The sequence below is a fragment of the Allobrachymonas chironomi DSM 19884 genome (assembly GCF_000374625.1).
GTDB classification, from domain to species: Bacteria; Pseudomonadota; Gammaproteobacteria; order Burkholderiales; family Burkholderiaceae_C; genus Brachymonas; species Brachymonas chironomi.
On sequence record NZ_KB894766.1, the window covers coordinates 470,937 to 496,172 of the forward strand.

Consider the following 25,236-nt stretch of genomic DNA (forward strand, 5'->3'; position numbering starts at 1 on the left):
CTGCTGCTGGCTGAACCGTACAATCACCTCATACAAGCATTCAAAGGAAGAGCATTCTCCATGGCCCGCATATTCTGTATTGCCAACCAGAAAGGTGGAGTCGGCAAGACCACCACAACCGTCAACCTGGCGGCTGGACTGGCACGGCTGGGCCAGCGGGTGTTGCTGATTGACCTGGATCCACAGGGCAATGCCACCATGGGCTCCAATGTGGACAAGCGCCAGCTGGAACACACGGTGTACGACGTGTTGCTGGAAGACTGCAAGGCGGCCGATGCCATTGTCAGTGCGGAACAGGTCGGCTACGACGTGCTAGGTGCGAATCGCGAACTGGCCGGCGCCGAGGTTGAGCTGGTCACCCAGGACCGCCGAGAAAAACGCCTCAAGCTGGCGTTGTCCAAAGTCAGGAAGAACTACGACTTCATCCTGATCGACTGCCCGCCGGCGCTGTCGCTGCTGACGCTCAACGGGCTGTGCTGCGCCCATGGTGTGATTGTGCCGATGCAGTGCGAGTACTTTGCACTCGAGGGTCTGACCGATCTGGTCAACACGATTCGTCAGGTCCACGCCAACCTGAATCCGGAGCTCAAGGTCATCGGCCTGCTGCGCGTGATGTACGATCCGCGCATCACCTTGCAGCAGCAGGTCAGCGAACAGCTCAAGGAACACTTTGGCGACAAGGTATTCGAGACCGTGATCCCGCGCAACGTGCGTCTGGCCGAAGCGCCCAGCTACGGCCTGCCGGGTGTCGTGTTCGATGCTTCGGCCAAGGGCAGCAAGGCCTTTGTCGAGTTCGCCCGGGAGATGGTGCAGCGCGTGCAGCAGGATTGAGCAGCGGCATGCGTTATCTCACGCTTCCCGGCTGGCATGGCAGTGGCCCGCAACATTGGCAGACGCTGTGGGAACAGCAGCCGGGCTTCCGGCGAGTGCAGCAGCATGATTGGGAACAGCCGCTGCGGGGTGACTGGATGATGCAGCTGGAAGAGCAGTTGCTGCAGTCCGATGAGCCCGTCGTGCTGGTGGCACACAGTCTGGGTTGCTGGCTGGTGGCGGCATGGGCCGGTCATTCGCAGAATGTGGCGCGCGTACGTGCCGCCCTGCTGGTGGCACCACCGGACCTGCAGCAGCAGCCGATACCGCAGCTGCACAGCTGGAAGGGAAGCGATACGCAGCGGCTGCCATTCGCCAGCCTGCTGCTGGCCAGCAGCAATGATCCCTTCTGCACGCTGGCACGTTCACGCGAGCTGGCACGGCAATGGGGCTGTCAGTGGCAGGATGTCGGAGCGCTGGGGCATGTGAATGCCGACAGCGGATTGGGAGATTGGCCGCAGGGTCGGCTGCTGCTGCGCGAATGGGTCGCGGCAGCCTGAAGGAGCAAGAAGATGGCAACGACAAAACGCAACAAGGGTCTGGGACGTGGTCTGGAGGCCCTGCTGGGCCCGAAGGTCAGCGGCAAGGCCGGTATCGACCTGACGAGCGATGACAGCAGCACCAGTGCCACTGACGGTCAGCCCTCCACGCTGCAACTGACGCAGCTGGTGTCCGGTGTCTATCAGCCGCGTACGCGCATGGACGAAGGCGCGCTCTACGAGCTGGCCGAGAGCATCCGGTCGCAGGGCATCATGCAGCCGATCCTGGTGCGTCCGCTGGGTTCTGGCGAGCATGCCGGCAAGTACGAGATCATCGCCGGCGAGCGCCGTTTCCGTGCCGCCGGCCTGGCCGGTCTGGAGAGCGTGCCGGTGCTGGTGCGCGACGTGGCGGACGAGGCGGCTGCCGTGATGGCGCTGATCGAGAACATGCAGCGCGAGGACCTGAACCCGCTGGAAGAAGCGCAGGGCCTGCAGCGTCTGGTGCAGGAATTCGGCCTCACGCACGAGCAGGCGGCACAGGCCGTGGGCCGCAGCCGCAGTGCCGCCAGCAACCTGCTGCGGCTGCTGCAGCTGGCCGCTCCGGTGCAGACCATGCTGATGGCCGGTGATCTGGACATGGGCCACGCGCGAGCCCTGCTGAGTCTGGACAAGGCACACCAGATCACCGCCGCACAGCAGATTGCCAGCAGAAAGCTGTCCGTGCGCGAGGCCGAGAAACTGGTGAAGAAGCTGGGCGAGGAATTCGAGCTCAAGCCGCAGCGCGTGCGCCGTGAAAAATCCGGCGATGTGCGCAGTGTCGAGGAAGAGCTGTCCGACCTGCTGGCGGCCGAGGTCGAGGTGCGCGTGAAAAAGCGCGTCAAGCGCAATGGCCGCATCGAGGAAGTGGGTGAGCTGGCGATCCAGTTCGGTTCGCTGGAGGCACTCAATGGCCTGATCGACCGGCTGCGCGGCTGATAGCCAAGTGAGACAAAAAGGGGCTGCCGATTCTGTCGGCAGCCCCTTTTGCCTGTCCGGCGCAAGCCCTCAGTGGCGGCGTAGGCGCAGCAGCTGGTGCAGCAGGATGGCACCAAAAGTGGCGGTGCCGATACCGCCGAGCTTGAAATCGCCAAAAGCCAGCGTGAAGTCTCCCGTTCCCAGTACCAGCGTGATGGCGGCCACCATCAGGTTGCTGGTATTGCCGAAATCGACCTGGTTGCGTACCCAGATATTGGCACCGGAGACGGCGATCAGGCCGAACACCACGATGCTGACCCCGCCCATCACCGGCAGCGGAATCGCCTGGATCACGGCACCGAACTTGGGGCTGAAGCCGAGCAGCAGGGCAATCAGTGCCGCAGCCACGAAGACGGCAGTGGAATAGATGCGGGTGGCCGCCATCACGCCGATGTTCTCGGCATAGGTGGTCACGCCGGTGCCGCCGGCCGAGCCGCTGACCATGGTGGCAATGCCATCGCCCATGAAGGCGCGGCCCATGTAGCCATCCACATTGCGGCCCGACATGGCGCTCACGGCCTTGATATGGCCCAGGTTTTCCGCCACCAGAATGAACACCACCGGCACGATCAGCAACATGGCCCGGCTGTCGAATACCGGTGCGGTGAACTGCGGCAGGCCGAGCCAGGGCGCGGCGATGATGCCGGAAAAGTCCATCGGCTTGCCCATGCCCAGGCCGTTGGTCAGGATCACGTAGACCACGGTGGCCACCAGCAGGCCCAGCAGGATCAGCAGGCGCTGCAGCATGCCGCGCGTGAGCACGGCCACCAGCGCCACACAGAGGAAGGTGACGGCCTGCATCCAGCTGTCAAAGTTGCTGGCGGCCATGTTCTTGACCGGAATCGCGGCCAGGTTCAGGCCGATCACCGCCACCACGGCACCGGTCACTACCGGCGGCATCAGGCTCTCGATCCAGCGCGTGCCGGCCAGTTGCACCAGCAGGCCGATCAGCATGTAGACCAGGCCACAGGCGATGATGCCACCCAGTGCCACGGCCAGGTTCAGGTTGGGGCCGCTGCCGCCATAGCCGGTCGCCGCGACCACCACGCCAATGAAGGCAAAGCTGCTGCCCAGATAGCTCGGCACCTTGCCACCGGTGAACAGGAAGAAGATGAGCGTGCCGATGCCGCTCATGAAAATCGCCAGGTTCGGGTCGAAACCCATCAGGATCGGGGCCAGCACGGTGGAACCGAACATGGCGATCACGTGCTGGATGCCCATCAGCCCGGTCTGGGGCCAGGGCAGGCGTTCATCGGGGGCAATGCTGCCGCCCTGACGCAGCACCTCGTTGCTGCGTTCCGTCCATTGAAAAAGTCCCATCTGCGTGTCCTTGTACCAAGATGTTGCACATGGTAGCTTTTCCGGCTGCGGTCGTGGTGCTGCAAATCGCACGCACGTGCCGATTTTGCGCCGTGGCGGGGTGTTTCAGCGTACCAGCAACACCGGTACCTCGCATTCGGCCAGCACGCGCGTGGCCACCGATCCCATCAGCAGGTTGCCGAGTGCACCCTGGCCGTGCGAGCCCATGATCACCAGGCCGAATTTCTCTTCGCGGGCCACGGCGGCAATCGTGCTGCCCGGATCGCCGACACGGCTCAGCACCTGCGGGCGGATGTCGTGGCGAGCCAGCCAGGTCAGCACCGGTTCCAGCACCTTGTCGGTTTCCTCGGCCTGGTATTGCAGCAGCTGTTCCTTGCTCAGTGCGTTGCGCACCCGTACCGGCAGCGGCGGCAGCACGGTCAGCAGCGTGTGGCTCTGGTTCGGCGCGACAAACATGTCGCGGTGCTGTACCAGATAGACCAGCATCTTCTTGGTATAGCTGCTGCCATCGACAGCCAGCAGGATCTTCATGGCGACTCCTGGAACATCGGGAAGGAAGGCGGCCGCGCAGGACCACCTTTCAGTGTAGGAGATAAATGCCCGTTTTTGCCTCTGAACATGGCCATCGGCTTACAATCCGGACATGAATCTGCCCCGCTATACCCGTGCCCAAGCCCTGCCCGATATCCTGCGCCAGCGCATCGTCATCCTGGATGGAGCGATGGGCACCATGGTGCAGCGCTTCAAGCTGACCGAGGAACAGTACCGGGGCGAACGTTTCAAGGACTTCCCGCGCGACGTCAAGGGCAACAACGAGTTGCTGAGCCTGACGCAGCCCGACATCATCCGCCAGATCCACGAAGGTTATCTGGCAGCCGGTGCCGACATCATCGAGACCAATACCTTTGGTGCCACCAGCATCGCCCAGGACGATTACGGCATGGGCGAACTGGCCTACGAGATGAACCTGGAATCGGCCAGACTGGCGCGCGCTGCCTGCGACAAGTTCAGCACGCCCGACAAGCCGCGTTACGTGGCCGGCGCACTCGGCCCCACGCCCAAGACCGCCAGCATCAGTCCGGACGTGAATGATCCCGGCGCGCGCAACGTCAATTTCGAGCTGCTGCGCGCGGCCTATTACGAGCAGGTCAAGGGCCTGGTCGACGGCGGTGCCGATGTGCTGCTGGTCGAGACCATTTTCGATACCCTCAACGCCAAGGCAGCGCTGTTCGCCGTCGAGCAGTTCTTTGACGATTCCGGCGAGTGCCTGCCGATCATGATCAGCGGCACCGTCACCGACGCCTCCGGTCGCGTGCTGAGCGGCCAGACCGTGACCGCGTTCTGGTACAGCGTGCGCCATGTGCAGCCGCTGTCGATCGGCCTGAACTGCGCGCTGGGCGCGGCGCTGATGCGCCCCTATATCCAGGAGCTGAACCAGATTGCCGGGGATACCTTCATCAGCTGCTACCCCAACGCCGGCCTGCCCAATCCGATGAGCGAGACCGGCTTCGACGAAACGCCGGAAGTCACCAGCCGTCTGGTGCACGAATTTGCTGCCGATGGCCTGGTCAACATTGTGGGCGGTTGCTGCGGCACCACGCCCGACCACATCGCCGCGATTGGCGAAAAAGTGCAGCCGCTGCGTCCGCGCGGCGTGATGCTGGCGCGCTTTGCCAGCGATGCCGCCTGATGGCAACTGCTATCGGTTCCGTCTTCCTGCCCGCCTGAATTCCTGAAAGTTGTCCATGTCCGCTTCTGATCCGCTGCATTCCGCCAACCCGTCTGCCCAGCTGCCGCCACCGATGCGCCTGTCCGGCCTCGAACCGCTGACGGTGGATGCCAGCAGCCTGTTCATCAACGTGGGCGAGCGCACCAACGTGACCGGTTCCAAGGCATTTGCGCGCATGATCCTGAACGACCAGTACGAGGAAGCGCTGGCGGTGGCGCGTCAGCAGGTCGAGAACGGTGCGCAGGTGATCGATATCAACATGGACGAGGCGATGCTGGACAGCGAGGCCGCCATGGTGCGCTTCCTCAACCTGATCGCCAGCGAGCCGGACATTGCACGCGTGCCGATCATGGTGGACAGCTCCAAGTGGTCGGTGATCGAGGCCGGCCTGCGCTGCATCCAGGGCAAGGCCATTGTCAACTCGATCAGCATGAAGGAAGGCGTGGACGAGTTCAAGCGCCAGGCCAAGCTGATTCGCCGCTATGGTGCTGCCGCCGTGGTCATGGCCTTTGACGAAACCGGCCAGGCCGATACCTTCGAGCGCAAGATCGGGATCTGCGAACGCGCCTACCGCATCCTGGTGGACGACGTCGGCTTTCCGCCGGAAGACATCATTTTCGATCCCAACATCTTTGCCGTGGCCACCGGTATCGAGGAGCATGCCAACTACGCCGTCGAGTTCATCGAGGCGGTGCGCTGGATCAAGCAGAACCTGCCCGGAGCCAAGGTCAGCGGCGGCGTTTCCAACGTGAGCTTCAGCTTCCGCGGCAACGAGCCGGTGCGCGAGGCGATCCACACCGTGTTCCTGTACCACGCGATCCGCGCCGGCATGGACATGGGCATCGTCAACGCCGGCATGATCGGTGTCTATGACGAGCTCGATGCCGAACTGCGCGAGCGCGTCGAGGACGTGGTGCTGAACCGCCGTCCCGATGCCGCCGAGCGCCTGCTGGAGATTGCCGAGCGCGCCAAGGGCGCGGCCAAGGACGACAGCAAGAAGCTGGAGTGGCGCAAGCTGCCGGTCAAGCAGCGTCTGAGCCACGCGCTGGTGCACGGCATCACCGATTTCATCGTCGAGGACACCGAGGAAACCTGGCAGCAGATCCACGCCGATGGCGGCCGTCCGTTGCACGTGATCGAAGGCCCGCTGATGGACGGCATGAACGTGGTCGGCGACCTGTTCGGGGCCGGCAAGATGTTCCTGCCGCAGGTGGTGAAATCGGCGCGCGTGATGAAACAGGCGGTGGCCCACCTGGTGCCCTATATCGAGGAAGAAAAGCGCCAGCAGGAAGCAGCCGGTCTGGATGTGAAGTCGCGCGGCAAGATCATCATGGCCACGGTCAAGGGAGACGTGCACGACATCGGCAAGAACATCGTCACCGTGGTGCTCCAGTGCAACAACTTTGACGTGGTGAACATGGGCGTGATGGTGCCCTGCCACGAGATCCTGGCCAAGGCCAGGGAAGAAGGGGCGGACATTGTCGGCCTGAGCGGCTTGATCACGCCCAGTCTGGAAGAGATGCAGTATGTGGCCGGCGAGATGCAGAAGGACGAGTATTTCCGCACGCGCGGTATTCCGCTGCTGATCGGGGGGGCTACCACCAGTCGCGTGCACACGGCGGTCAAGATTGCGCCCAAGTACGAGGGGCCGGTAGTCTATGTGCCCGATGCCTCGCGCAGCGTGGGCGTGGCACAGAACCTGCTGGGCGAATCGGTGGATGGCTACCTGCAGGAAGTGCGTGCAGATTACGAACGCGTACGCCAGATGCATGCCAACAAGAAACAGCAACCGCTGTGGCCGCTGGCCCAGGCGCGTGCCAACAAGGCACCGATCGCCTGGACCGGCTACCAGCCACCCGTGCCGAAGTTCATCGGCCGCCGCGAATTCCGCAACTTCGATCTGAACGAGTTGGTGCGTTTCATGGACTGGGGCCCGTTCTTCCAGACCTGGGATCTGGCCGGCAAGTTCCCGGCGATTCTGGACGACGAGGTCGTTGGCGAAGAAGCGCGCAAGGTCTACGCCGATGCGCAGGCCATGCTCAGGCAGATCATCGAGCAGAAATGGCTGACGGCGAATGGCGTGATGGGCTTCTGGCCGGCCAACAGCGTGCGCGATGACGATATCGAGCTATACGCCGACGAGCAGCGTCAGCAGACGGTGCTGACCTGGTACGGCCTGCGCCAGCAGACCGAGAAGCAGGCGGTGGATGGCGTGATGCGCCCGAGCCGCTGCCTGGCCGATTTCATTGCGCCGCAAGGCGTGGCAGCCGATTACATGGGCGCTTTCGCCGTCACCGCCGGTATCGGTGCCGACAAGCAGGAAGCGGTGTTTGCCGCCACCCATGACGACTACGGCAGCATCATGTTCAAGGCACTGGCGGATCGTCTGGCCGAAGCCTTTGCCGAATGCCTGCACCAGCGCGTGCGCACCGATTTGTGGGGCTACGCCGCCGACGAAACGCTGAGCAACGAGCAGCTGATTGCGGAAAAATACGTGGGTATCCGTCCGGCACCGGGCTATCCGGCCTGTCCGGACCACCGCGTCAAGCGTCCGCTGTTTGAGCTGCTGCGCGCCGAAGACATCGGCATGGGCCTGACCGACAGCTATGCGATGACGCCGGCTTCCAGCGTCAGCGGCTTCTACTTCAGCCACCCGGACAGCAGCTACTTCAGCGTTGGCAAGATCAACGAGGAGCAGGTGCAGGACATGGCCGAACGCAGCGCAGCACCGCTGGAAGAGGTCGAGCGCGCGCTGGCCCCCAACCTGGGTCTGTAAGCGCGATTACAGCAGTTTGCAGTGGCGGATGTCCTGCTCGAACTGCTGCAGGATCTGGCCGGCTGCCGCCTGTTGCAGCCGGGTATGGAAGTCCGTGTCTTCGCAGTCCACATAGCCCATGCGCCAGTCGGCAAAGCGGCGGATCTGCTGCAGGGGCTCATCGACCAGCACCTGTACCTGCTCGTGGCGTGCATCGCGGCGGATGTTGTCCATCAGCTGGCGGATGGCGGCCGTCGAGCCTTCGATGTACTGGATGAAGTGTTCGCCATCGAACAGCAATACGCCGGTGATGTGGAAGTCGAGGTTGGCGCTGCGGGCCGTTCTGAGGATGTCACCGACACAAAGTGCCGACTCTTGTGGTGCCAGGTCGCTGATGTAGAGAATTCAATGCATGGGTACGGCCGGAATCGGGATGGTGGGGTACTTATTGTGCGTCAGATTCGCCAGCGTACACCCTTCGCGACCTGAACAGGCCGCCTGTGTCCCTTGGACGGCAGCTTCAGTGCTGGTGCAGCAGGCCGCGCCGCAGCTGCATGGCTTCGGCCAGATGCGGAATCGTGATCTGCTCGCTGTCGGCCAGATCGGCAATCGTGCGTGCCACGCGCAGGGTGCGATGCGTGCTGCGGGCACTCCAGCCCAGCTGGCGCGCAGCCTTCTGCAGGAAACTGCTGGCGGCGGCATCCAGTCGGGCGCTGGCTTCCAGCGCCAACCCCTGCAGCTGCTGGTTCGGGCCGCCCTGGCGCTGCAGCGCACGCTCCCGCGCCGCCACCACGCGCTGTCGTACCACGGCGCTGCTTTCGCCGGTACTGGCGGTCAGCAGTTCTTCGGGCGGCAGCGCCTGTACTTCCAGCTGCAGGTCGATGCGGTCCAGCAAGGGGCCGCTGAGTTTGCCCTGATAGCGTCGTACCTGATCCGGCGTGCAGCGGCAGGGCCGGATGCGGCTGCCAAGGTACCCGCAGGGGCAGGGATTCATTGCGGCAATCAGCTGGAATCGTGCCGGAAACACGGCCTGGCGTGCTGCACGCGAAATATGGATCTGGCCGGTTTCCAGCGGCTCGCGCAGGGCTTCCAGGGCGGCTCGCGGAAACTCGGGTACTTCATCGAGGAATAATGTCCCTTCGCTGGCCAGCGAGATCTCGCCGGGACGGGGTGGTGAGCCCCCGCCAACCAGCGCCACTGCACTCGAACTGTGGTGTGGCGAACGATGCGGACGCCTGCCCCACTGGTCCGGGCTGAAGTGCCCTGCCAGGCTGGCCACGGCGGCTGCCGACAACGCCTGTTCCGGCTGCATGGGCGGCAGCAGGCCGGCAAAGCGCTGTGCCAGCATCGACTTGCCCGATCCCGGTGGTCCGAGCAGCAGCATCGAGTGCTGGCCGGCAGCGGCAATCTCCAGCGCGCGCCGTGCTGCCGCCTGGCCTTTCACATCGGCCAGATCCGGATAGTGCGGCGCTGCCTGGCGGGCCGGGTCGGGCTGCAGGCGGCACCAGCCATCCGGCAGTGCCGGCTGTTGCGCATCGGCCGGGGCAAAGGCCTGCACCACATCGGTCAGGCTGCGTGCACCGTAAACCTGCAGGCCGGCCACCAGGGCCGCCTCGCAGGCGCTGTCGTAGGGCAGGACCAGGGCCGCGGCGTCACCTTGCTGGCAGTGGGCAGCCGCCATGGCCAGGGCGCCCCGTACCGGCTTCAGTTCGCCCGACAAGGACAGTTCGCCGGCAAACACATGACCGGCCAGCCGGTCGGCATCGAGCTGATCGCTGGCTGCCAGAATGCCGATGGCAATCGGCAGGTCGAAGCGGCCCGAGTCCTTGGGCAGATCGGCCGGGGCCAGATTCACCGTGATGCGCCGGTTGTGCGGAAAATCCAGCCCGGCGTTCTGGATCGCGCAGCGCACCCGTTCACGCGCCTCCTTGACTTCGGTATCGGCCAGCCCGACCAGTGTGAAGCTGGGCAGGCCCGGGGCCAGGTGCACCTCCACCATGACGGGCGGAGCTTCCAGCCCGAGCAGGGCGCGACTGGGGATGAAGGCAAGGGACATGGCAAAGACATGAATACTAAATATTTATATCATGCCATGATTTGATCAGGACAGAATACAGAAGGCAAGAAAAAACCGCCCTGCAAAAACTGCAGGGCGGTAGCCTGACAACGGGAGCTGCCGTTTCAGCTGCGCTGCTTAGTCGTGGAAGCGGGCGTCGGGGTGACGCGTTTCCCAGTCAGCCAGCTGCTTTTCAGCCTCATCGCGGGCGATACCGGCACGCTCCTGGATCTTGCCGATCAGCTGCTGGCGCTTGCCGTCGATCACGTCCAGATCGTCGTCAGTGAGCTTGCCCCACTGTTCCTTGATCTTGCCCTTGAACTGTTTCCAGTTGCCTTCGATGGTGTCCTTGTTGATGGCAGTCATTGTCTCTCTCCAGATGGGGATGCGTCTGGCATCCGGGGTTGCAGGACTGCTGCGGACCGTGAGGTCGTTTTGCTGCAGTGCTGGAATCCAGTCTAGGCAAGTCCCCGGATCCGGCGGGTGGGACAAGGCTGCGGCTGCGCGTAGGATCAGGCCTTCAGTGCCGACAGGGCCTTCAGGGTGCGCTCCATGGCGATGGCATCGGCAGCGGCATCGTAGTGGTTGCCGTTGGGACGCGCAAAGGCGTGCTGCACGCCCGGGTACTCGAACACCTGCACGTTGTCACGGCCGGCCGCGGCGGCCTTGATCTTTTCCTGCGCCGCTGCGGGGCAGTACTCGTCCTGGCCGGCCAGGTGCAGCACCAGCTGGCCCTGGATGTTGTCCATCTCGTCCAGCTTGTCCTCGATGCCGGTGCCGTAATAGCCGACCGAGACATCGGCATCGGTGCGACAGGCTGCCAGATAGGCCATCTTGCCGCCCAGGCAATAGCCCACAACGCCGGCCTTGGGGTAGTCGTTGCAGGCTTCCAGGCTGGTGCGTGCCGTCATCAGCACGGCGGCGATGTCCTGTGCGCCCACGTTCTGGTCAAAGTTGTTGAAGAAGCCGAAAGCCTTTTCCCAGCCTTCGGGCGAGTAGTCGAGTTCCACGCCAGGTTCCAGGCGCCAGAACAGGTCGGGCACGATGGCCACATAGCCATGTTCGGCAAAGGTATCGGCCACCTGGCGCATGGTGGCGTTGACGCCAAAGATTTCCTGGCAGATCACGACAGCCGGGCCCTTGCCCGAAGCCGGTTCTGCCACGTAGGCGCTGAAGGTGCCGGTGCCGTCGGTGGACTGGATCTCGATGGTATGGCTCATGGGTCTCCTCCTTGTGTATCTGGATTGCGGGTGCTGTTCGATTATGACGGCGGAAACTTGTATCTGGCATGACAGGCCCGGGCCGGCTGTGTCAGGGTGTATGCACGGGAATGGGGACTGGCTGCACCAGCATGGCGCACGATGCTGCTGCGACGCAGCAAAAACAGCCGGTAACAGCGTGTAAAGCGTGTTGGCACACTGTTTGCTTCATGGAAAGGGTCTATCACCATCCAGGGAGGATTCCACCATGCGCCCCATTCCGATTTGCGCCATCGCCGCTCTGACCGCTCTGGGAGCCGGTCACGCCCTTGCACAGGAGGTCCCGGCTGCTGCTGAAAGCACAGCGGGCCTGAGCGCCAACGTGGGCCTGGTCACGCTGTACAAGTACCGCGGCCAGGACCAGTACATCGGCCACTCCGGCAAGGAACGCTGGCTGCGCCCGGCCATTCAGGGAGGGCTGGATTATGACTTTGGCAACGGCTTCTACGTCGGCAACTGGAACTCCAGCCTGCGCCTGCCCAGCAGCAGCGGAACGGCCCACGCCGAGATGGATTTCTACGGCGGCTACCGCTTCGAAACCGGCCCGCTGGCCTGGGATACCGGCGTGTTGCGCTACCAGTATCCGGGAGCCGGTGTGCTCAACACCACCGAGCTGTATGCCGCCGCCAGCTACGAAAACGTCACGCTGAAATATGCCCACACCGTTTCCGACCGCTATTTCGGTATCGATGACGGCAAGGGTACGGGATATCTCAGCCTGGCCGTCAGCCATCCACTGCACGATGACCTGAGCCTGCAGGCCAGCGTCGGTCGCACCTTCCTCGACGACGGTGCCCAGGCCACCAGCGGCTATCCCGACTACACCGATTACAGCGTCGGTCTGGCCTGGGAAGCCAGACCCGGCACCACGCTGACGGCAGCCGTGGCGGGGGCCGACAAGGACGATGCCTGGGGCGTGGTCAACAAGCCGAAGCTGATAGTTGGCATGAAACATGCTTTTTGAGTATCGAGTGGCCAACGCGGGTTGGCCATCCGCAAACCCCACAGGAGTACACAACATGAAATTGATCATCGCCATCATCAAGCCCTTCAAGCTGGACGACGTGCGTGAAGCCCTGTCGGACATCGGCGTACAGGGTGTCACGGTGACCGAAGTCAAGGGCTTCGGACGCCAGAAGGGCCACACCGAGCTGTACCGCGGTGCCGAATACGTGGTCGACTTCCTGCCCAAGATCAAGCTCGAAGCCGCCGTTGACGATGCCATCGTCGACCAGGTGGTGGAAACCATCGAAACCAGTGCCCGTACCGGAAAAATCGGCGACGGCAAGATTTTTGTCAGCCCGCTGGAGCAGGTGATCCGGATCCGTACCGGTGAAACCGGCAGCGTTGCCCTCTGAAGCCGACAACCATCAGGAGTATCCACATGATGAAGCCTTTCTCTTCCCCCCGGCTGGCGGCCCTCGCGGCGCTGGCACTCGCAGCGGCTCCGGCCCTGGCGCAGTCTCCGGCTGCCGAAGCCACGGTCAACAAGGGCGATGTCGCCTGGCTGCTGACCTCCACCCTGCTGGTGATCATGATGAGCCTGCCCGGCATCGCGCTGTTCTACGGCGGTCTGGCCCGCAGCAAGAACATGCTGTCGGTGCTGGTGCAGGTGTTTACCGTGTTTTCGCTGGTGTGTCTGCTGTGGGCCGTGTACGGCTACAGCCTGGCCTTCAGCGGCGGCGGTGCCATCTACGGTGACTTTGCCAAGCTGTTCCTGAGCGGCGTGGGCGTGGACAGCCTCGGCGACACCTTCAGCCCGGATGCCAAGATTCCGGAGCTGGCCTTTGTCGCCTTCCAGTGCTCGTTTGCCGCCATCAGCTGCGCCATCATCGTCGGCTCGTTTGCCGAGCGCATGCGCTTTGCGGCAGTGCTGGCCTTTATCGTGCTGTGGTTCACCTTCAGCTACCTGCCGGTGGCGCACATGGTGTGGTCGGGCAATGGGTATCTGTTTGGCAAGGGCGCGCTCGACTTTGCCGGCGGCACCGTGGTGCATATCAACGCCGGCGTGGCCGGTCTGGTGGGTGCCTGGCTGGTGGGCAAGCGTCTCGGCTACGGCCGCGAGGCCCTGATGCCGCACAGCCTGACGCTGACCATGGTGGGCGCTGCCCTGCTGTGGGTGGGCTGGTTCGGCTTCAACGGCGGTTCGGCGCTGGAAGCCAACGGCGTCGCCGCCATGGCTTTCGTCAACACCCTGATGGCCACGGCGGCTGCCGTCCTGTCCTGGCTGCTGACCGAAGCCGTGCTGGGTCGCAAGCCGAGCATGCTGGGCGCGGCATCCGGCGCCGTGGCCGGTCTGGTGGTCATCACCCCGGCTGCCGGTAGTGTGGGCGTGATGGGCGGCATCGTGATGGGCCTGCTGGTGTCCCCGATCTGCTTCTGGGGCGTGACTGGCCTGAAGCGCCTGCTCAAGGCCGATGATGCCTTCGATGCCTTTGGCGTGCATGGCGTGGGCGGCATCGTGGGAGCCCTGCTGGTGGGTGTGTTCACGGCGCCCTCGCTGGGTGGTTCCGGTGCGGCTGACTACGACATGCTGCACCAGCTGTGGGTGCAGGCCGAAGGCGTGCTGATCACGCTGGCCTGGTCGGGCGTGGTGTCCTTCATCGCCTACAAGCTGATCGACATGGTGATCGGCCTGCGGGTGACCGAGGAAGACGAGCGTCAGGGTCTGGACATTACCAGCCATGGCGAATCGGCCTACACCCGATAATGGCGATCCGTCCGGCCGGTGCGCCGGGCGGCGACCATGAAAAAATGCCGACAGCGCAGGCTGTCGGCATTTGTGGTGTGCTTGTTGCACTTTTTTATGGGCAGTGTCTCCTCGGCCTCATTCCGACTGCAGCAGGGCAATCGATAAGGCGCAACTGTAGCAAGGCCTGGTTGTTCTCTACGCTAGGAAAAACCCTGAAAAATGTGCATTAGTGCACTCAATCTTCGCTGTGCAGATAGTGCTTGCGCCAGAACCACAGGCTCAGCAGCAGCGCAATCACCAGCATGGTGCCGATGGCAATCCAGAAGTCGGCGGTCAGGTGCAACAGAGGCATGCTGTGGAAATTCATGCCGAAAATGCCGGCGATCAGGTTCAGCGGCAGGAAAATGGCCGTCAGCGTGGTGAGCACGCGCATGATGTCGTTGGTGCGATTGCCCTGCACGCTGAAATGGATTTGCACCACCGTCTCGGCCGAGTTTTCCAGCCGGCGCACATGCTGGATCACGCGCTGGATATGTTCGATCACGTCCCGCGCCCGTGCCACCAGCTGGTCGCGCTGGGCCTGCGGATCACCCAGGCGGGCATCCATCAGCGCCAGCGGCTGTTCGGCCAGGCTGTCCAGCCATTCCTGCATGGCATCGTGCTGCTCCTCGCACAGGTCTTCCACCGCATGCAGCTGGTTGCGCGCCGCCATCAGGGCATGCCAGTGGGCAAAGCCCGGGCCGGGTTGCAGCAACTGCTGCTGCCAGCGTTCCAGCCGCTCACTCATGCCCTTGCGCAGGTCCAGATAGCTGTCCACCATCTGGTTGATCATGCGCAGCACCAGATCGGTCGGGCTGACCGGCAGGCGGTTGCGCGCCGTGCTGACCTCCACCCCCTGCTGCACCTCGCTCAGGAAGCGTTGTACAAACTGGTGGGCTGAGCGGCAGTGCGGCGGATGCACGCTGATCAGCAGCCGGTCGAAAATCGCGAAACCCACCGCCAGCGAGTGGATCTGGCCCCACTCCAGCGGCACGCTGTCGGGTACCGGCTGCGCCTGCGGGGCCATTTCGGCGGCATAGGGCAGGCGGCGGAACACGATCAGGTCATAGACCGAGGTGTAATCGTAGCGGGACGGATGTTCGGCAAAGGCCAGATCCTGGCAATGCAGATCCAGCAAGGGCGATCCTCCCAGCTGGCTGGCCGCACGCTGCAGCCAGGGCAAGGCGGCCGGCCATTGGGCCCGGTCCAGGAAGATCCAGATGAAGCCGGTATCAGGCCCCGCAGGCGGCAGGGCATCCAGAAAGCGCAGGCTATTGCCGCTGAATTCGACAATGCTGACGCCGGCCAGTGCCGGATCGGTCAGCAGTTCAGCCATGGCGACGCAGCCACTCGGCCGCATCCAGTGCAAAATAGGTCAGGATGCCATCGGCACCGGCGCGCCTGAAGGCCAGCAGCGATTCCATCATCACCGCATCGTGATCGATCCAGCCATTCTGGGCCGCCGCCTTGATCATGGCGTACTCGCCGCTGACCTGGTAGGCAAAGGTCGGCACGCGGAAGGTCTGCTTCACGCGATATAGCACGTCCAGATACGGCAGGCCGGGCTTGACCATCACCATGTCGGCACCTTCGGCGATGTCCATCGCCACTTCGCGCAGGGCCTCGTCGCTGTTGGCCGGGTCCATCTGGTAGACCTTCTTGTTACTCTTGCCCAGGTTTGCCGAAGAGCCTACGGCATCGCGGAACGGGCCGTAGAAGCTGCTGGCGTACTTGGCGCTGTAGGCCATCAGGCGTGTGTTGATCAGGCCTTTGGCCTCAAAGGTCTGGCGGATCGCACCGATGCGGCCATCCATCATGTCGCTCGGCGAAATGATGTCGGCACCGGCCTGCGCATGCAGTACCGATTGTCGCGTCAGGATGGCGACCGTGCGGTCGTTCAGGATATAGCCGGTCTCGTCGATCACGCCATCCTGGCCGTGGCTGGTGTAGGGGTCCAGCGCCACATCGGTCATCACGCCCAACTCGGGGAATTCGCGCTTCAGTGCCTGGATCGTGCGCGGGATCAGGCCGTCCGGGTTCAGCGCTTCGCTGCCATCTTCGGTCTTGAGCGAGGCATCAATGGCCGGGAACAGATCGATATAGGGAATGCCCAGTTTCAGGCAGCGTTCGGCGACTGGCAGCAGCAGGTCGATACTCAGGCGCTCCACGCCCGGCATGCTGGCCACCGGCTGGCGCCGGTTCGTGCCTTCATGCACGAACACCGGGTAGATGAAGTCATGCGCCGTGACGCTGTGTTCGCGTACCAGGTTGCGCGTGGCGGCATCAAAACGCAAGCGGCGCGGACGGCCGGCGGGAAAGGGAGCGTAGGGAGTAGTCATGTGGCTGGCAGAAATCATCAGTAACGGGCCCGCAGACGGGCATGTGCACATTCTAGAACCTGTACCAGCACAGGCAAGCGGTCGGCCGGAGGCGGCATCCTGCAACAGCTTGCAAGTTGCATCAGCAGACGCAAATCCGCCGCGGCAGGACACCCGGGCTGTGCTAGATTGGTCCCCGGAGCTTCTGGCTTCCCCGCCTTCCTCCCTGGGCGGGATTTCGCTGCAACTGCGGCGGAATGTATTTGCGCCCCGGTAGTGTTGCCGGGGTTTTTTTTGCAAGCGCCCTGTGCCAGGGTCTGGCAGGCTATCATCTTGCCGATATCTGCTGCAGCGCAAGAAGACGGTCATCGGGCCGGTCAGGGCGGCTGTACCAAGGGAAGTCACATGGGATACCTCCTGGCCAAGGCCTTTCATATCATCTTTATTGCCAGCTGGTTTGCCGGTCTGTTCTACCTGCCGCGCATCTTCGTCAACCTGGCCATGGTGCCGGCCGATTCCCGGGCCGAACGGGATCGCCTGCTGCTGATGGCCGGCAAGCTGATGCGCTTCACCCACCTGCTGATGGTGGTGGCCGTGGCGCTCGGCGTCTGGCTCTGGCTGGGCTATGGCATCGGCCTGCATGGTCCGGGCAATGGCTGGATGCATGCCAAGCTGACGCTGGTGGCGCTGGTGCTGGCCTACCAGTACAGCTGTGCACGCATCCTGAAGCGCTGGCAGGCCGGCAGCAATACCCGCAGCCATGTCTGGTACCGCTGGTACAACGAGGCCCCGATCCTGCTGATGCTGTTCATCGTGCTGCTGGTCGTGCTCAAACCCTTCTGATCCTGTCCACCCTAGCGTCCTGCCACGGGACGGCACTACCATGAAAGACCGCCCCGCTTCGCCACCTGCACCGCAGACCGCCAGGCCGGGCGGCAGCACGGCCTGGCCGCTGGCGCTGCTGTGCGTGGCGCTGATCCTCTACCTGTCGCTCTACCCCTTCACTGGCTGGCGTGACAACGGCCTGTCCTGTACCGCCTACCTGCTGTCGCCGCCGCCGCCGTACTGGACCTGGTTCGACGTCATCAGCAACTACATCGGCTACATCCCGTTCGGCTTTCTGCTGGCACTGGGCATGTTGCGCAGCCAGAGCCCGGCATGGCGACGCTGGGCGCCACTGCTGGCGACCCTGGCCGGCGTGGCCATGTCCTTCACCATGGAAACCACCCAGTGCTGGCTGCCGCAGCGCACCAGCTCCAATCTGGACCTGGCGCTCAACAGTGCCGGTGCGCTCAGTGGCAGCCTGCTGGCCTGGCTGATCGAGAAGCTCGGGGTATTCGGACGCTGGCAGCGCTGGGCCAGCCAAGGTCTGGTGCCAGGATATCAGGGCGAGCTGGCCCTGCTGCTGGTCTGGCCGCTGGCCTTGCTCTATCCCTTGCCGGTCCCCTTTGGCCTAGGCCAGATCCTGGAGCGTCTGGAGAAGCTGCTGGCGGCCTGGCTGCAGGACACGCCCTTCCTCGATTGGTTGCCGATGCGTGCCATCGAGTTCCAGCCGATGCTGCCTGAAATCGAATATGCCGTCATGGCGCTCGGCCTGCTGGCCGTCTGTTTGCTGGCCTGCGGCATCCTGCGTGGCCGCCTGGCCCGCTTGTGCGCGATACTCGCCCTGGCCCTGGCCGGTCTGGCCGCCACGGGGCTGGCCTTGCAGCTGTCATTGCGTGCCGATGTCGCCTGGGCCTGGAGCTGGCAGCCCCTGCAGATCAGCATGGCGGCAGCCATCGGCCTGGCACTCTGCTGCCTGTGGTTTCCGCCGCGCCTGTGTGCCGCACTGGCGCTGGCCGCCCTGCTGGTGCAGCTCTACCTGCTCAATGAAGCCGCCATTCCGGTCTATCACGAATGGATGCTGTCCACCGCCATGCGCTCCGGCTTCCGCCGCTTCTATGGCATGGCGCAGTGGCTGGGCTGGTGCTGGCCCTGGCTGGCCGTGCTGCTGCTGGCCAGGCGCACGCTCAAGCCCCCGCGCTGAGCGGGATCCGTTCACTGCCCTGTGCAAGCGGCTGCAAGCACATACAATCTTGTCATGACTACATCGCACACGCCGCCCACCACACCGGCAGCATCGTCCCGGCCCGATTCCTACTACCAGCGCCACATCTTCTTCTGTCTCAACCAGCGGGACAACGGGGAAGCCTGCTGCGCCGATCACCGTGCCGAGGCATCCTTTGCCCACTGCAAGCAGCGCGTCAAGGAACTGGGGCTGGCAGGTGCCGGCCAGGTGCGTGTCAACAAGGCCGGCTGTCTCGACCGTTGTGCCGGCGCGCCGGTCGCCGTAGTCTATCCCGAAGCCGTCTGGTACACCTTTGTCGACCAGGCCGATATCGACGAGATCGTGCAGAGCCATCTGCAGAACGGCCAGGTGGTCGAGCGCCTGCTGCTGCCGACCACCGTAGGACGCTGAGATGAACGCCAAGACCGAAGCCCTGCAGCTGCAGGGCGCTGCCGGCCTGATCGAAGCCCTGCTCGACCGTCCCGCAGACACCCCCCCCAAAGGCACGGCCGTGATTTCGCACCCGCACCCGCTGTTTGGTGGCACCATGCAAAACAAGGTGGTACAGACACTGGCACGCGCCTTTGTGCTGGCCGGCTGGAATGCGGTGCGTTACAACTTCCGTGGCGTCGGCGCCAGCGCCGGCACGCATGACGATGGCCGCGGCGAGCTCGAGGATCTGCTGCAGGTCATCCAGCAAGCCGCCCCGCAAGGCCCGCTGGCACTGGCCGGCTTTTCCTTTGGTGCCTTTGTCACGGCCAATGCCATGGCGCGTCTCACGACCGCCGCCACGCCCCGCGTCCCGGAGCAGCTGGTCCTGGTCGGCACGGCCACCAGCCGCTTCACGGTTGACCCGGTGGCACCTGACTGGCATGCCCGCACCCTGGTGGTGCATGGCGAAGAAGACGATGTCGTTCCGCTGGCCTCCGTCATGGACTGGGCGCGCCCGCAGTCACTTCCTGTCACCGTTGTTCCCGGCGTCGGCCACTTCTTTCACGGACAATTGCCGCTGCTGAGGCAGATCGTGCTGCGTCATCTGCAATCCGCCCCCGTCCCGTCCTGATTCCTTTCCTGCAGCCACCCTGCCGGTGGCCGCCCCTGTCCTGTTCCCCATGTCCATGTCCCGATTCCGCACCTTCCGCTGCCAGGCTGCCCTGGTAGCCGCTGCCAGCCTGTTCGCCGCAACCGGCACCGTCATTGCCCAGACCGCGCCTGCGGCCGCCTCTGCCGCCACTGTGGCCAGCCAGCCCGCCGCGCTGCCGGCTTCTGCTGCTGCCCCGGCCCTTGTCACGCAAGGTTTTCCGGTGCCGCCCGAAATCGCCGCGCGCAGCTACATGCTGATCGACATGAGCGCCGGCAACCAGGTCCTGGCCGCCAAGGACATGGACGTACCGATGGAGCCGGCTTCGCTGACCAAGCTGATGACGGCCTACATCGTGTTCGATGCCCTGCGCAACAAGCAGATCACGCTGGACCAGACCTTCGGCGTCAGCCAGAAGGCCTGGAAGATGCCCGGCTCGCGCATGTTCATCGAGCCCAGCATGCAGGTCCGTGTCGAGGACCTGATCAAGGGCATGATCGTGCAATCCGGCAACGATGCCACCGTGGCCCTGGCTGAAGGCCTGGCCGGCAGCGAAGAAGCCTTCGTGCAAAAGATGAACGATGCCGCACGTGCGCTCGGCATGAACAACACCGGCTATCGCAATGCCGAGGGCCTGACAGCCGAAGGCCACACCACCACCGCGCGTGACATGGCGATCCTGTCCACCCGGCTGATCACCGACTTTCCGGAATACGTCCACTACTACGCCATCAAGCAGTACAGCTATCCTGGCACGCCCGAATCCAACGCCAACAACCGCAACAGCCTGCTGTTCCGCGATCCCACGGTGGACGGCCTGAAAACCGGCCACACCGAAGCCGCCGGCTACAACCTGATCGCCACGGCCAAGCGCGACTTTCCCAACATGCCCGAAGGCCGCCGGATCCTGGCGATCGTGTTCGGTACCGCCAGCGAGGCCGCCCGCGCCAGCGAAACCCAGAAGCTGCTGAACTGGGGCTACACCGCCTTCGAGGGCATCCAGCTGTTCGGTGCCGACCAGTCCGCCGTGCAGGCGCGCATCTGGAAGGGAGAGCAGAGCGAAGTCGGTCTCGGCCGTCACGAAGCGATTGCCGTGGCCGTACCCACTGGCCGGGCCGGCGAACTGAGCACCCAGGTGGAGCGCCCCGATCCGCTGCTGGCCCCGGTCGCGCGTGACCAGCAGGTCGGTACCCTGCAGGTGAAACTGGGCGAACAGGTGCTGGCCACACGCCCCCTGCTGGCGCTCGAGGCGGTCAACGAGGCCGGCTTCTTCCGTCGCATCTGGGACACCATCATGCTGTGGTTCAAGTAAGCAGCAGTGTTGTTTTCCAGCCAGAACGCCCCGCCAGCCGGGGCGTTCTGCTGTCTGCGCAGAACAAAAGTACTTGCCAATACAGCAACATGCAGGCTAAACTGTCAGGCTCCGCGCAATATGCCGGGGTCACGCCTGTGCGCCCGCCGGAGAATTCACGTTCATCAATCCGTAATTCGTTCACGTTTGGGGAATTACACATCCTGAGAAGGAGGCATCAGTGCCAACCATCAATCAGCTCGTGCGTCAAGGACGTACGGTCGAAGTCGTCAAATCCAAGAGCCCTGCGATGGAGAACTGCCCGCAGCGCCGTGGCGTGTGCACCCGTGTGTACACCACCACTCCCAAGAAGCCGAACTCCGCCATGCGTAAGGTCGCCAAGGTGCGCCTGACCAATGGCTTCGAGGTCATTTCCTACATCGGCGGTGAAGGCCACAACCTGCAGGAACACAGCGTGGTGCTGGTTCGCGGCGGTCGTGTGAAAGACCTCCCCGGTGTGCGTTATCACATCGTCCGCGGTTCCCTGGACCTGCAGGGCGTGAAGGATCGCAAGCAGTCCCGTTCCAAGTACGGTGCCAAGCGTCCCAAGAAGGCCTGATAGGTTTTCGTCATTCGGTGCTTGTGCGGCCAGGCAGGCTGCAGCAGGCGTAGTGACCCGGAAAGCATGCACATTCTTTCGCATGCGGGTCGAGTAAGTGGGTGTCCTGATGGCACTCGCGGTACCTGAAATGGTGCCAACTGAAGCAAGAGGTTAAGAAAATGCCACGTCGTCGTGAAGTCCCTAAACGTGAAATCCTGCCGGATCCCAAGTTCGGTAGCGTAGAGCTGTCCAAATTCATGAACGTGATCATGGAAGGCGGCAAGAAGGCGGTTGCCGAGCGCATCATCTACGGCGCTCTGGAGCAGATGGAAAAGAAGGCCGGCAAGGATCCGCTGGAGCTGTTCAACACCGCCATCAACAACGTCAAGCCCATGGTGGAAGTCAAGTCCCGCCGCGTGGGTGGTGCCAACTACCAGGTGCCGGTCGAAGTGCGCCCGGTCCGTCGTCTGGCCCTGTCCATGCGCTGGATCAAGGACGCCGCCCGCAAGCGTGGCGAGAAGTCCATGGCTGCACGTCTGGCCAACGAGATGCTGGAAGCCTGCGAAGGCCGCGGCGGTGCCATGAAGCGTCGTGACGAAGTGCACCGCATGGCTGAAGCCAACAAGGCCTTCTCGCACTTCCGCTTCTGATCGGACGCGCGTCCGGAAGGCGATCCAGGTACAGGGCTTCGGTGGCATGGCTGCCGCAAGCCCTGTGCTGCATCATGGGATCGTCATGCTGCCGCAAGGCGCTTCTAGTAAAATACCCTTTTTCTCAAGTACATCCAAAGGTTCATCATGGCCCGCAAGACTCCTATCGAGCGCTATCGCAACATCGGTATTTCCGCGCACATTGACGCCGGCAAGACCACCACGTCCGAGCGTATCCTGTTCTACACCGGCGTGACCCACAAGCTGGGTGAGGTGCATGACGGCGCAGCCACCACCGACTGGATGGAGCAGGAACAAGAGCGCGGCATCACGATCACCTCGTCTGCCGTGACCTGCTTCTGGAAGGGCATGGACCTGTCCCGTCCCGAACACCGCATCAACATCATTGACACCCCCGGCCACGTGGACTTCACCATCGAGGTGGAGCGTTCCATGCGCGTGCTGGACGGCGCCTGCATGGTCTACTGTGCCGTGGGTGGCGTACAGCCCCAGTCCGAAACCGTGTGGCGTCAGGCCAACAAGCACAAGGTGCCGCGTCTGGCCTTCGTGAACAAGATGGACCGTATCGGTGCCAACTTCTTCAAGGTCGTCGACCAGATGAAGACGCGCCTGAACGCCAACCCGGTGCCGATCGTGGTGCCGATCGGTGCCGAGGACAAGTTCCAGGGCGTGGTCGACCTGATCAAGATGAAGGCCATCATCTGGGACGAGGCTTCCCAGGGCATGACGTTCGAATACCAGGACATTCCGGCTGATCTGGTGGATGTGGCCAACGAATGGCGCGAGAAAATGGTCGAGTCCGCGGCCGAGGCCAGCGAAGAGCTGATGAACAAGTACCTGGAAGAAGGTGAACTGTCTGAAGCGGACATCATCGAAGGTCTGCGCCTGCGCACCATCGCCACCGAAATCCAGCCCATGCTGTGCGGTTCCGCGTTCAAGAACAAGGGTGTGCAGCGCATGCTGGACGCCGTGCTGGACTTCCTGCCCTCTCCGGTGGACATCCCGGACGTGGCCGGTACCGACGACGACGAGAACCCCGTCACCCGCAAGGCAGACGACAACGAGAAGTTCTCCGCCCTGGCATTCAAGCTGATGACCGACCCCTTCGTCGGCCAGCTGACCTTTGTGCGTGTCTACTCCGGCGTGCTGAACAAGGGCGACACGGTGCTGAACTCCACCAAGGGCAAGAAAGAGCGTATCGGCCGTATCGTGCAGATGCACGCCAACGACCGTCAGGAAATCGAGGAAATCCGCGCCGGTGACATCGCCGCCTGCGTGGGCCTGAAGGATGTCACCACCGGTGAAACCCTGTGTGACATGTCCGCCCCGGTGGTGCTGGAGCGCATGGTGTTCCCCGAGCCCGTGATTGCCCAGGCTGTCGAGCCCAAGACCAAGGCTGACCAGGAAAAGATGGGTATCGCCCTGTCCCGCCTGGCTGCAGAAGACCCGTCCTTCCGCGTCAGCTCCGACGAGGAATCCGGTCAGACCATCATCGCCGGCATGGGCGAGCTGCACCTCGAGATCATCGTGGACCGCATGAAGCGCGAGTTCAACGTGGAAGCCAACGTGGGCAAGCCGCAAGTGGCCTACCGCGAGACCATCCGCAAGCAGGTGTCCGACGTGGACGGCAAGTTCGTGCGTCAGTCCGGTGGCAAGGGCCAGTACGGTCACGTGGTGTTCCGCGTCGAGCCCAACGAAACCGGCAAGGGCTTCGAGTTCCTGGACGAGATCAAGGGCGGCGTGGTGCCGCGCGAATACATCCCCGCCGTGCAGAAGGGTGTGGAAGAGGCCCTGAACGCCGGCGTGCTGGCGGGTTACCCGGTGGTGGACGTCAAGGTCGCACTGACCTTCGGTTCCTACCACGATGTGGACTCGTCCGAGCAGGCGTTCAAGATGGCAGCCATCTTCGGCTTCAAGGAAGCCTGCAAGAAGGCCAGCCCGGTGATCCTGGAGCCCATGATGGCCGTGGAAGTCGAGACTCCTGAAGACTACGCCGGTACCGTGATGGGTGACCTGTCCTCTAAGCGTGGCATGGTCCAGGGCATGGACGACATGGTTGGTGGCGGCAAGGCGATCAAGGCCGAGGTTCCGCTGTCCGAGATGTTCGGTTACGCTACTGCACTGCGTTCCATGACGCAGGGTCGCGCCAGCTACACGATGGAATTCAAGCACTACGCTGAAGCTCCGAAGAACGTGGCTGACGCCATCATCGCTGCGCGTTCCAAGTAAGCACAAGCGCCCGGCTGTCTGCAGCCGGGCTTCCGTTTGTCTGTGATGCTGCACCGCCGGCTGCCCGTGGCCGACGACACCGTGACAGCATGCAGACGTAAAACCAGACCACGGGCATAGCTCATTTATTTGAAAGGAAGCCAATCATGGCAAAAGAAAAGTTTGAACGGAGCAAGCCGCACGTCAACGTAGGCACCATCGGTCACGTGGACCACGGCAAGACCACCCTGACGGCAGCGATTGCTACCGTGCTGGCCAGGAAGTTCGGCGGCGATGCCCGCGACTACAGCCAGATCGATAACGCGCCCGAAGAAAAGGCCCGCGGCATCACCATCAACACCTCCCACGTCGAGTACGAGACGGCCAACCGTCACTACGCCCACGTGGACTGCCCTGGTCACGCCGACTATGTGAAGAACATGATTACCGGTGCTGCCCAGATGGACGGCGCCATCCTGGTCTGTTCCGCTGCTGACGGCCCGATGCCCCAGACCCGCGAGCACATCCTGCTGTCCCGTCAGGTTGGCGTGCCCTACATCATCGTGTTCCTGAACAAGTGCGACATGGTGGACGACGAGGAGCTGCTGGAGCTGGTCGAAATGGAAGTGCGCGAGCTGCTGAGCAAGTACGACTTCCCGGGTGACGACACCCCGATCGTGAAGGGTTCTGCCAAGATGGCGCTGGAAGGCGACACCGGCGACCTGGGCGAAGGCGCCATCATGAAGCTGGCTGAAGCCCTGGATAGCTACATCCCGACGCCCGAGCGCGCCGTGGACGGCACTTTC

General features: G+C 63.4%; 25 protein-coding genes. 17 read left to right on the forward strand and 8 right to left on the reverse strand.

The window, feature by feature from the left end:
* Positions 1 to 60 precede the first annotated feature (60 nt).
* The 3 genes from C513_RS0104815 to C513_RS0104825 are packed head-to-tail and all read left to right on the forward strand — an operon-like array spanning position 61 to position 2,324.
* Positions 61 to 831, forward strand: coding sequence for a ParA family protein (locus C513_RS0104815; protein WP_018714905.1), 771 nt, complete (start codon positions 61 to 63; stop codon positions 829 to 831).
* An 8-nt stretch (positions 832 to 839) separates the two neighbouring features.
* On the forward strand, positions 840 to 1,370 hold the full coding sequence (locus C513_RS0104820) for an RBBP9/YdeN family alpha/beta hydrolase (RefSeq protein WP_018714906.1): 531 nt from the start codon (positions 840 to 842) through the stop codon (positions 1,368 to 1,370).
* 12 nt (positions 1,371 to 1,382) lie between these two features.
* Positions 1,383 to 2,324: a ParB/RepB/Spo0J family partition protein gene (locus tag C513_RS0104825; protein ID WP_018714907.1), complete on the forward strand. Its 942-nt coding sequence runs from the start codon at positions 1,383 to 1,385 to the stop codon at positions 2,322 to 2,324.
* Between the two features lie 69 nt (positions 2,325 to 2,393).
* Here C513_RS0104825 and C513_RS0104830 read toward each other — a convergent pair whose 3' ends face one another.
* Together C513_RS0104830 and C513_RS0104835 are read right to left on the reverse strand one after the other, a co-directional pair.
* A complete protein-coding gene (locus C513_RS0104830; protein WP_018714908.1) occupies positions 2,394 to 3,683 on the reverse strand; it encodes a solute carrier family 23 protein in 1,290 nt (429 codons plus the stop codon).
* A 105-nt stretch (positions 3,684 to 3,788) separates the two neighbouring features.
* Complete coding sequence (locus tag C513_RS0104835) at positions 3,789 to 4,214, reverse strand: universal stress protein (protein WP_018714909.1); 426 nt, start codon at positions 4,212 to 4,214, stop codon at positions 3,789 to 3,791.
* Positions 4,215 to 4,326: 112 nt separating this feature from the next.
* On the opposite strand from C513_RS0104835, the gene C513_RS0104840 reads away from it, so the two are divergent.
* The gene (locus C513_RS0104840) at positions 4,327 to 5,373 is read left to right on the forward strand and encodes a homocysteine S-methyltransferase family protein (protein WP_018714910.1); all 1,047 of its coding nucleotides are present in this window, start codon (positions 4,327 to 4,329) and stop codon (positions 5,371 to 5,373) included.
* Positions 5,374 to 5,428: 55 nt separating this feature from the next.
* A complete protein-coding gene (gene metH, locus C513_RS0104845) occupies positions 5,429 to 8,188 on the forward strand; it encodes a methionine synthase (RefSeq protein ID WP_018714911.1) in 2,760 nt (919 codons plus the stop codon).
* Between the two features lie 6 nt (positions 8,189 to 8,194).
* On the opposite strand, the gene C513_RS13630 is transcribed toward metH, so the two are convergent.
* The 4 genes from C513_RS13630 to C513_RS12750 all read right to left on the reverse strand — a co-directional run bounded on the left by C513_RS13630 (position 8,195) and on the right by C513_RS12750 (position 11,443).
* Positions 8,195 to 8,572, reverse strand: coding sequence for a BLUF domain-containing protein (locus C513_RS13630; RefSeq protein WP_076342704.1), 378 nt, complete (start codon positions 8,570 to 8,572; stop codon positions 8,195 to 8,197).
* 115 nt (positions 8,573 to 8,687) lie between these two features.
* On the reverse strand, positions 8,688 to 10,223 hold the full coding sequence (locus tag C513_RS0104855; RefSeq protein ID WP_026320554.1) for a YifB family Mg chelatase-like AAA ATPase: 1,536 nt from the start codon (positions 10,221 to 10,223) through the stop codon (positions 8,688 to 8,690).
* A gap of 138 nt (positions 10,224 to 10,361) precedes the next feature.
* Positions 10,362 to 10,580, reverse strand: coding sequence for a CsbD family protein (locus C513_RS0104860; protein ID WP_026320555.1), 219 nt, complete (start codon positions 10,578 to 10,580; stop codon positions 10,362 to 10,364).
* Between the two features lie 155 nt (positions 10,581 to 10,735).
* Positions 10,736 to 11,443, reverse strand: coding sequence for a dienelactone hydrolase family protein (locus C513_RS12750; RefSeq protein WP_018714915.1), 708 nt, complete (start codon positions 11,441 to 11,443; stop codon positions 10,736 to 10,738).
* A 247-nt stretch (positions 11,444 to 11,690) separates the two neighbouring features.
* Between C513_RS12750 and C513_RS0104870 the strand changes: the two genes are divergently transcribed.
* The 3 genes from C513_RS0104870 to C513_RS0104880 are packed head-to-tail and all read left to right on the forward strand — an operon-like array spanning position 11,691 to position 14,192.
* On the forward strand, positions 11,691 to 12,446 hold the full coding sequence (locus C513_RS0104870) for a TorF family putative porin (protein ID WP_018714916.1): 756 nt from the start codon (positions 11,691 to 11,693) through the stop codon (positions 12,444 to 12,446).
* A gap of 55 nt (positions 12,447 to 12,501) precedes the next feature.
* A complete protein-coding gene (locus C513_RS0104875) occupies positions 12,502 to 12,840 on the forward strand; it encodes a P-II family nitrogen regulator (protein ID WP_018714917.1) in 339 nt (112 codons plus the stop codon).
* A gap of 26 nt (positions 12,841 to 12,866) precedes the next feature.
* Positions 12,867 to 14,192: an ammonium transporter gene (locus C513_RS0104880; RefSeq protein WP_018714918.1), complete on the forward strand. Its 1,326-nt coding sequence runs from the start codon at positions 12,867 to 12,869 to the stop codon at positions 14,190 to 14,192.
* Positions 14,193 to 14,409: 217 nt separating this feature from the next.
* Here the strand turns inward: C513_RS0104880 and C513_RS0104885 are convergent, their stop codons facing one another.
* Together C513_RS0104885 and hemB are read right to left on the reverse strand one after the other, a co-directional pair.
* Positions 14,410 to 15,549 carry a magnesium transporter CorA family protein gene (locus C513_RS0104885; protein WP_018714919.1) on the reverse strand — a complete coding sequence of 380 codons (1,140 nt, stop codon included), beginning with the start codon at positions 15,547 to 15,549 and terminating at the stop codon, positions 14,410 to 14,412.
* Complete coding sequence (gene hemB / locus C513_RS0104890) at positions 15,542 to 16,552, reverse strand: porphobilinogen synthase (protein WP_245552808.1); 1,011 nt, start codon at positions 16,550 to 16,552, stop codon at positions 15,542 to 15,544. Before hemB ends, C513_RS0104885 begins: the two co-directional genes overlap by 8 nt.
* Positions 16,553 to 16,936: 384 nt before the next feature.
* On the opposite strand from hemB, the gene C513_RS0104895 reads away from it, so the two are divergent.
* The 9 genes from C513_RS0104895 to C513_RS0104935 all read left to right on the forward strand — a co-directional run.
* Positions 16,937 to 17,374, forward strand: a complete 438-nt coding sequence (locus C513_RS0104895; RefSeq protein ID WP_018714921.1) for a CopD family protein — start codon at positions 16,937 to 16,939, stop codon at positions 17,372 to 17,374.
* 40 nt (positions 17,375 to 17,414) lie between these two features.
* Complete coding sequence (locus C513_RS12755) at positions 17,415 to 18,557, forward strand: VanZ family protein (RefSeq protein WP_018714922.1); 1,143 nt, start codon at positions 17,415 to 17,417, stop codon at positions 18,555 to 18,557.
* 54 nt (positions 18,558 to 18,611) lie between these two features.
* Positions 18,612 to 18,989: a (2Fe-2S) ferredoxin domain-containing protein gene (locus C513_RS0104905; RefSeq protein ID WP_018714923.1), complete on the forward strand. Its 378-nt coding sequence runs from the start codon at positions 18,612 to 18,614 to the stop codon at positions 18,987 to 18,989.
* 1 nt (position 18,990) lies between these two features.
* Positions 18,991 to 19,641: an alpha/beta hydrolase gene (locus tag C513_RS0104910; protein WP_018714924.1), complete on the forward strand. Its 651-nt coding sequence runs from the start codon at positions 18,991 to 18,993 to the stop codon at positions 19,639 to 19,641.
* 49 nt (positions 19,642 to 19,690) lie between these two features.
* The gene (locus C513_RS0104915) at positions 19,691 to 20,971 is read left to right on the forward strand and encodes a D-alanyl-D-alanine carboxypeptidase family protein (RefSeq protein WP_018714925.1); all 1,281 of its coding nucleotides are present in this window, start codon (positions 19,691 to 19,693) and stop codon (positions 20,969 to 20,971) included.
* Between the two features lie 220 nt (positions 20,972 to 21,191).
* Positions 21,192 to 21,569, forward strand: a complete 378-nt coding sequence (gene rpsL, locus C513_RS0104920; RefSeq protein WP_018714926.1) for a 30S ribosomal protein S12 — start codon at positions 21,192 to 21,194, stop codon at positions 21,567 to 21,569.
* 161 nt (positions 21,570 to 21,730) lie between these two features.
* A complete protein-coding gene (gene rpsG / locus C513_RS0104925; protein ID WP_018714927.1) occupies positions 21,731 to 22,201 on the forward strand; it encodes a 30S ribosomal protein S7 in 471 nt (156 codons plus the stop codon).
* 147 nt (positions 22,202 to 22,348) lie between these two features.
* On the forward strand, positions 22,349 to 24,451 hold the full coding sequence (gene fusA, locus C513_RS0104930) for an elongation factor G (RefSeq protein WP_018714928.1): 2,103 nt from the start codon (positions 22,349 to 22,351) through the stop codon (positions 24,449 to 24,451).
* A 146-nt stretch (positions 24,452 to 24,597) separates the two neighbouring features.
* On the forward strand, positions 24,598 to 25,236 hold a 639-nt coding region (locus C513_RS0104935), incomplete at its 3' end, for a GTP-binding protein (RefSeq protein ID WP_018714929.1).

Excerpts from the sequence above, each read along its gene's own strand:
- hemB (WP_245552808.1), bottom strand. The coding sequence starts at position 16,552 with ATGACTACTCCCTACGCTCCCTTTCCCGCCGGCCGTCCGCGCCGCTTG.
- metH (WP_018714911.1), top strand. The coding sequence starts at position 5,429 with ATGTCCGCTTCTGATCCGCTGCATTCCGCCAACCCGTCTGCCCAGCTG.
- C513_RS0104905 (WP_018714923.1), top strand. The coding sequence starts at position 18,612 with ATGACTACATCGCACACGCCGCCCACCACACCGGCAGCATCGTCCCGG.
- C513_RS0104835 (WP_018714909.1), bottom strand. The coding sequence starts at position 4,214 with ATGAAGATCCTGCTGGCTGTCGATGGCAGCAGCTATACCAAGAAGATG.
- C513_RS0104840 (WP_018714910.1), top strand. The coding sequence starts at position 4,327 with ATGAATCTGCCCCGCTATACCCGTGCCCAAGCCCTGCCCGATATCCTG.
- C513_RS0104895 (WP_018714921.1), top strand. The coding sequence starts at position 16,937 with ATGGGATACCTCCTGGCCAAGGCCTTTCATATCATCTTTATTGCCAGC.
- C513_RS12755 (WP_018714922.1), top strand. The coding sequence starts at position 17,415 with ATGAAAGACCGCCCCGCTTCGCCACCTGCACCGCAGACCGCCAGGCCG.
- C513_RS0104830 (WP_018714908.1), bottom strand. The coding sequence starts at position 3,683 with ATGGGACTTTTTCAATGGACGGAACGCAGCAACGAGGTGCTGCGTCAG.
- C513_RS0104855 (WP_026320554.1), bottom strand. The coding sequence starts at position 10,223 with ATGTCCCTTGCCTTCATCCCCAGTCGCGCCCTGCTCGGGCTGGAAGCT.
- fusA (WP_018714928.1), top strand. The coding sequence starts at position 22,349 with ATGGCCCGCAAGACTCCTATCGAGCGCTATCGCAACATCGGTATTTCC.
- C513_RS0104820 (WP_018714906.1), top strand. The coding sequence starts at position 840 with ATGCGTTATCTCACGCTTCCCGGCTGGCATGGCAGTGGCCCGCAACAT.
- C513_RS0104915 (WP_018714925.1), top strand. The coding sequence starts at position 19,691 with ATGTCCATGTCCCGATTCCGCACCTTCCGCTGCCAGGCTGCCCTGGTA.
- C513_RS0104910 (WP_018714924.1), top strand. The coding sequence starts at position 18,991 with ATGAACGCCAAGACCGAAGCCCTGCAGCTGCAGGGCGCTGCCGGCCTG.
- C513_RS0104870 (WP_018714916.1), top strand. The coding sequence starts at position 11,691 with ATGCGCCCCATTCCGATTTGCGCCATCGCCGCTCTGACCGCTCTGGGA.
- rpsG (WP_018714927.1), top strand. The coding sequence starts at position 21,731 with ATGCCACGTCGTCGTGAAGTCCCTAAACGTGAAATCCTGCCGGATCCC.
- C513_RS0104875 (WP_018714917.1), top strand. The coding sequence starts at position 12,502 with ATGAAATTGATCATCGCCATCATCAAGCCCTTCAAGCTGGACGACGTG.
- C513_RS0104815 (WP_018714905.1), top strand. The coding sequence starts at position 61 with ATGGCCCGCATATTCTGTATTGCCAACCAGAAAGGTGGAGTCGGCAAG.
- C513_RS0104825 (WP_018714907.1), top strand. The coding sequence starts at position 1,383 with ATGGCAACGACAAAACGCAACAAGGGTCTGGGACGTGGTCTGGAGGCC.
- C513_RS0104885 (WP_018714919.1), bottom strand. The coding sequence starts at position 15,549 with ATGGCTGAACTGCTGACCGATCCGGCACTGGCCGGCGTCAGCATTGTC.
- C513_RS12750 (WP_018714915.1), bottom strand. The coding sequence starts at position 11,443 with ATGAGCCATACCATCGAGATCCAGTCCACCGACGGCACCGGCACCTTC.
- C513_RS0104880 (WP_018714918.1), top strand. The coding sequence starts at position 12,867 with ATGATGAAGCCTTTCTCTTCCCCCCGGCTGGCGGCCCTCGCGGCGCTG.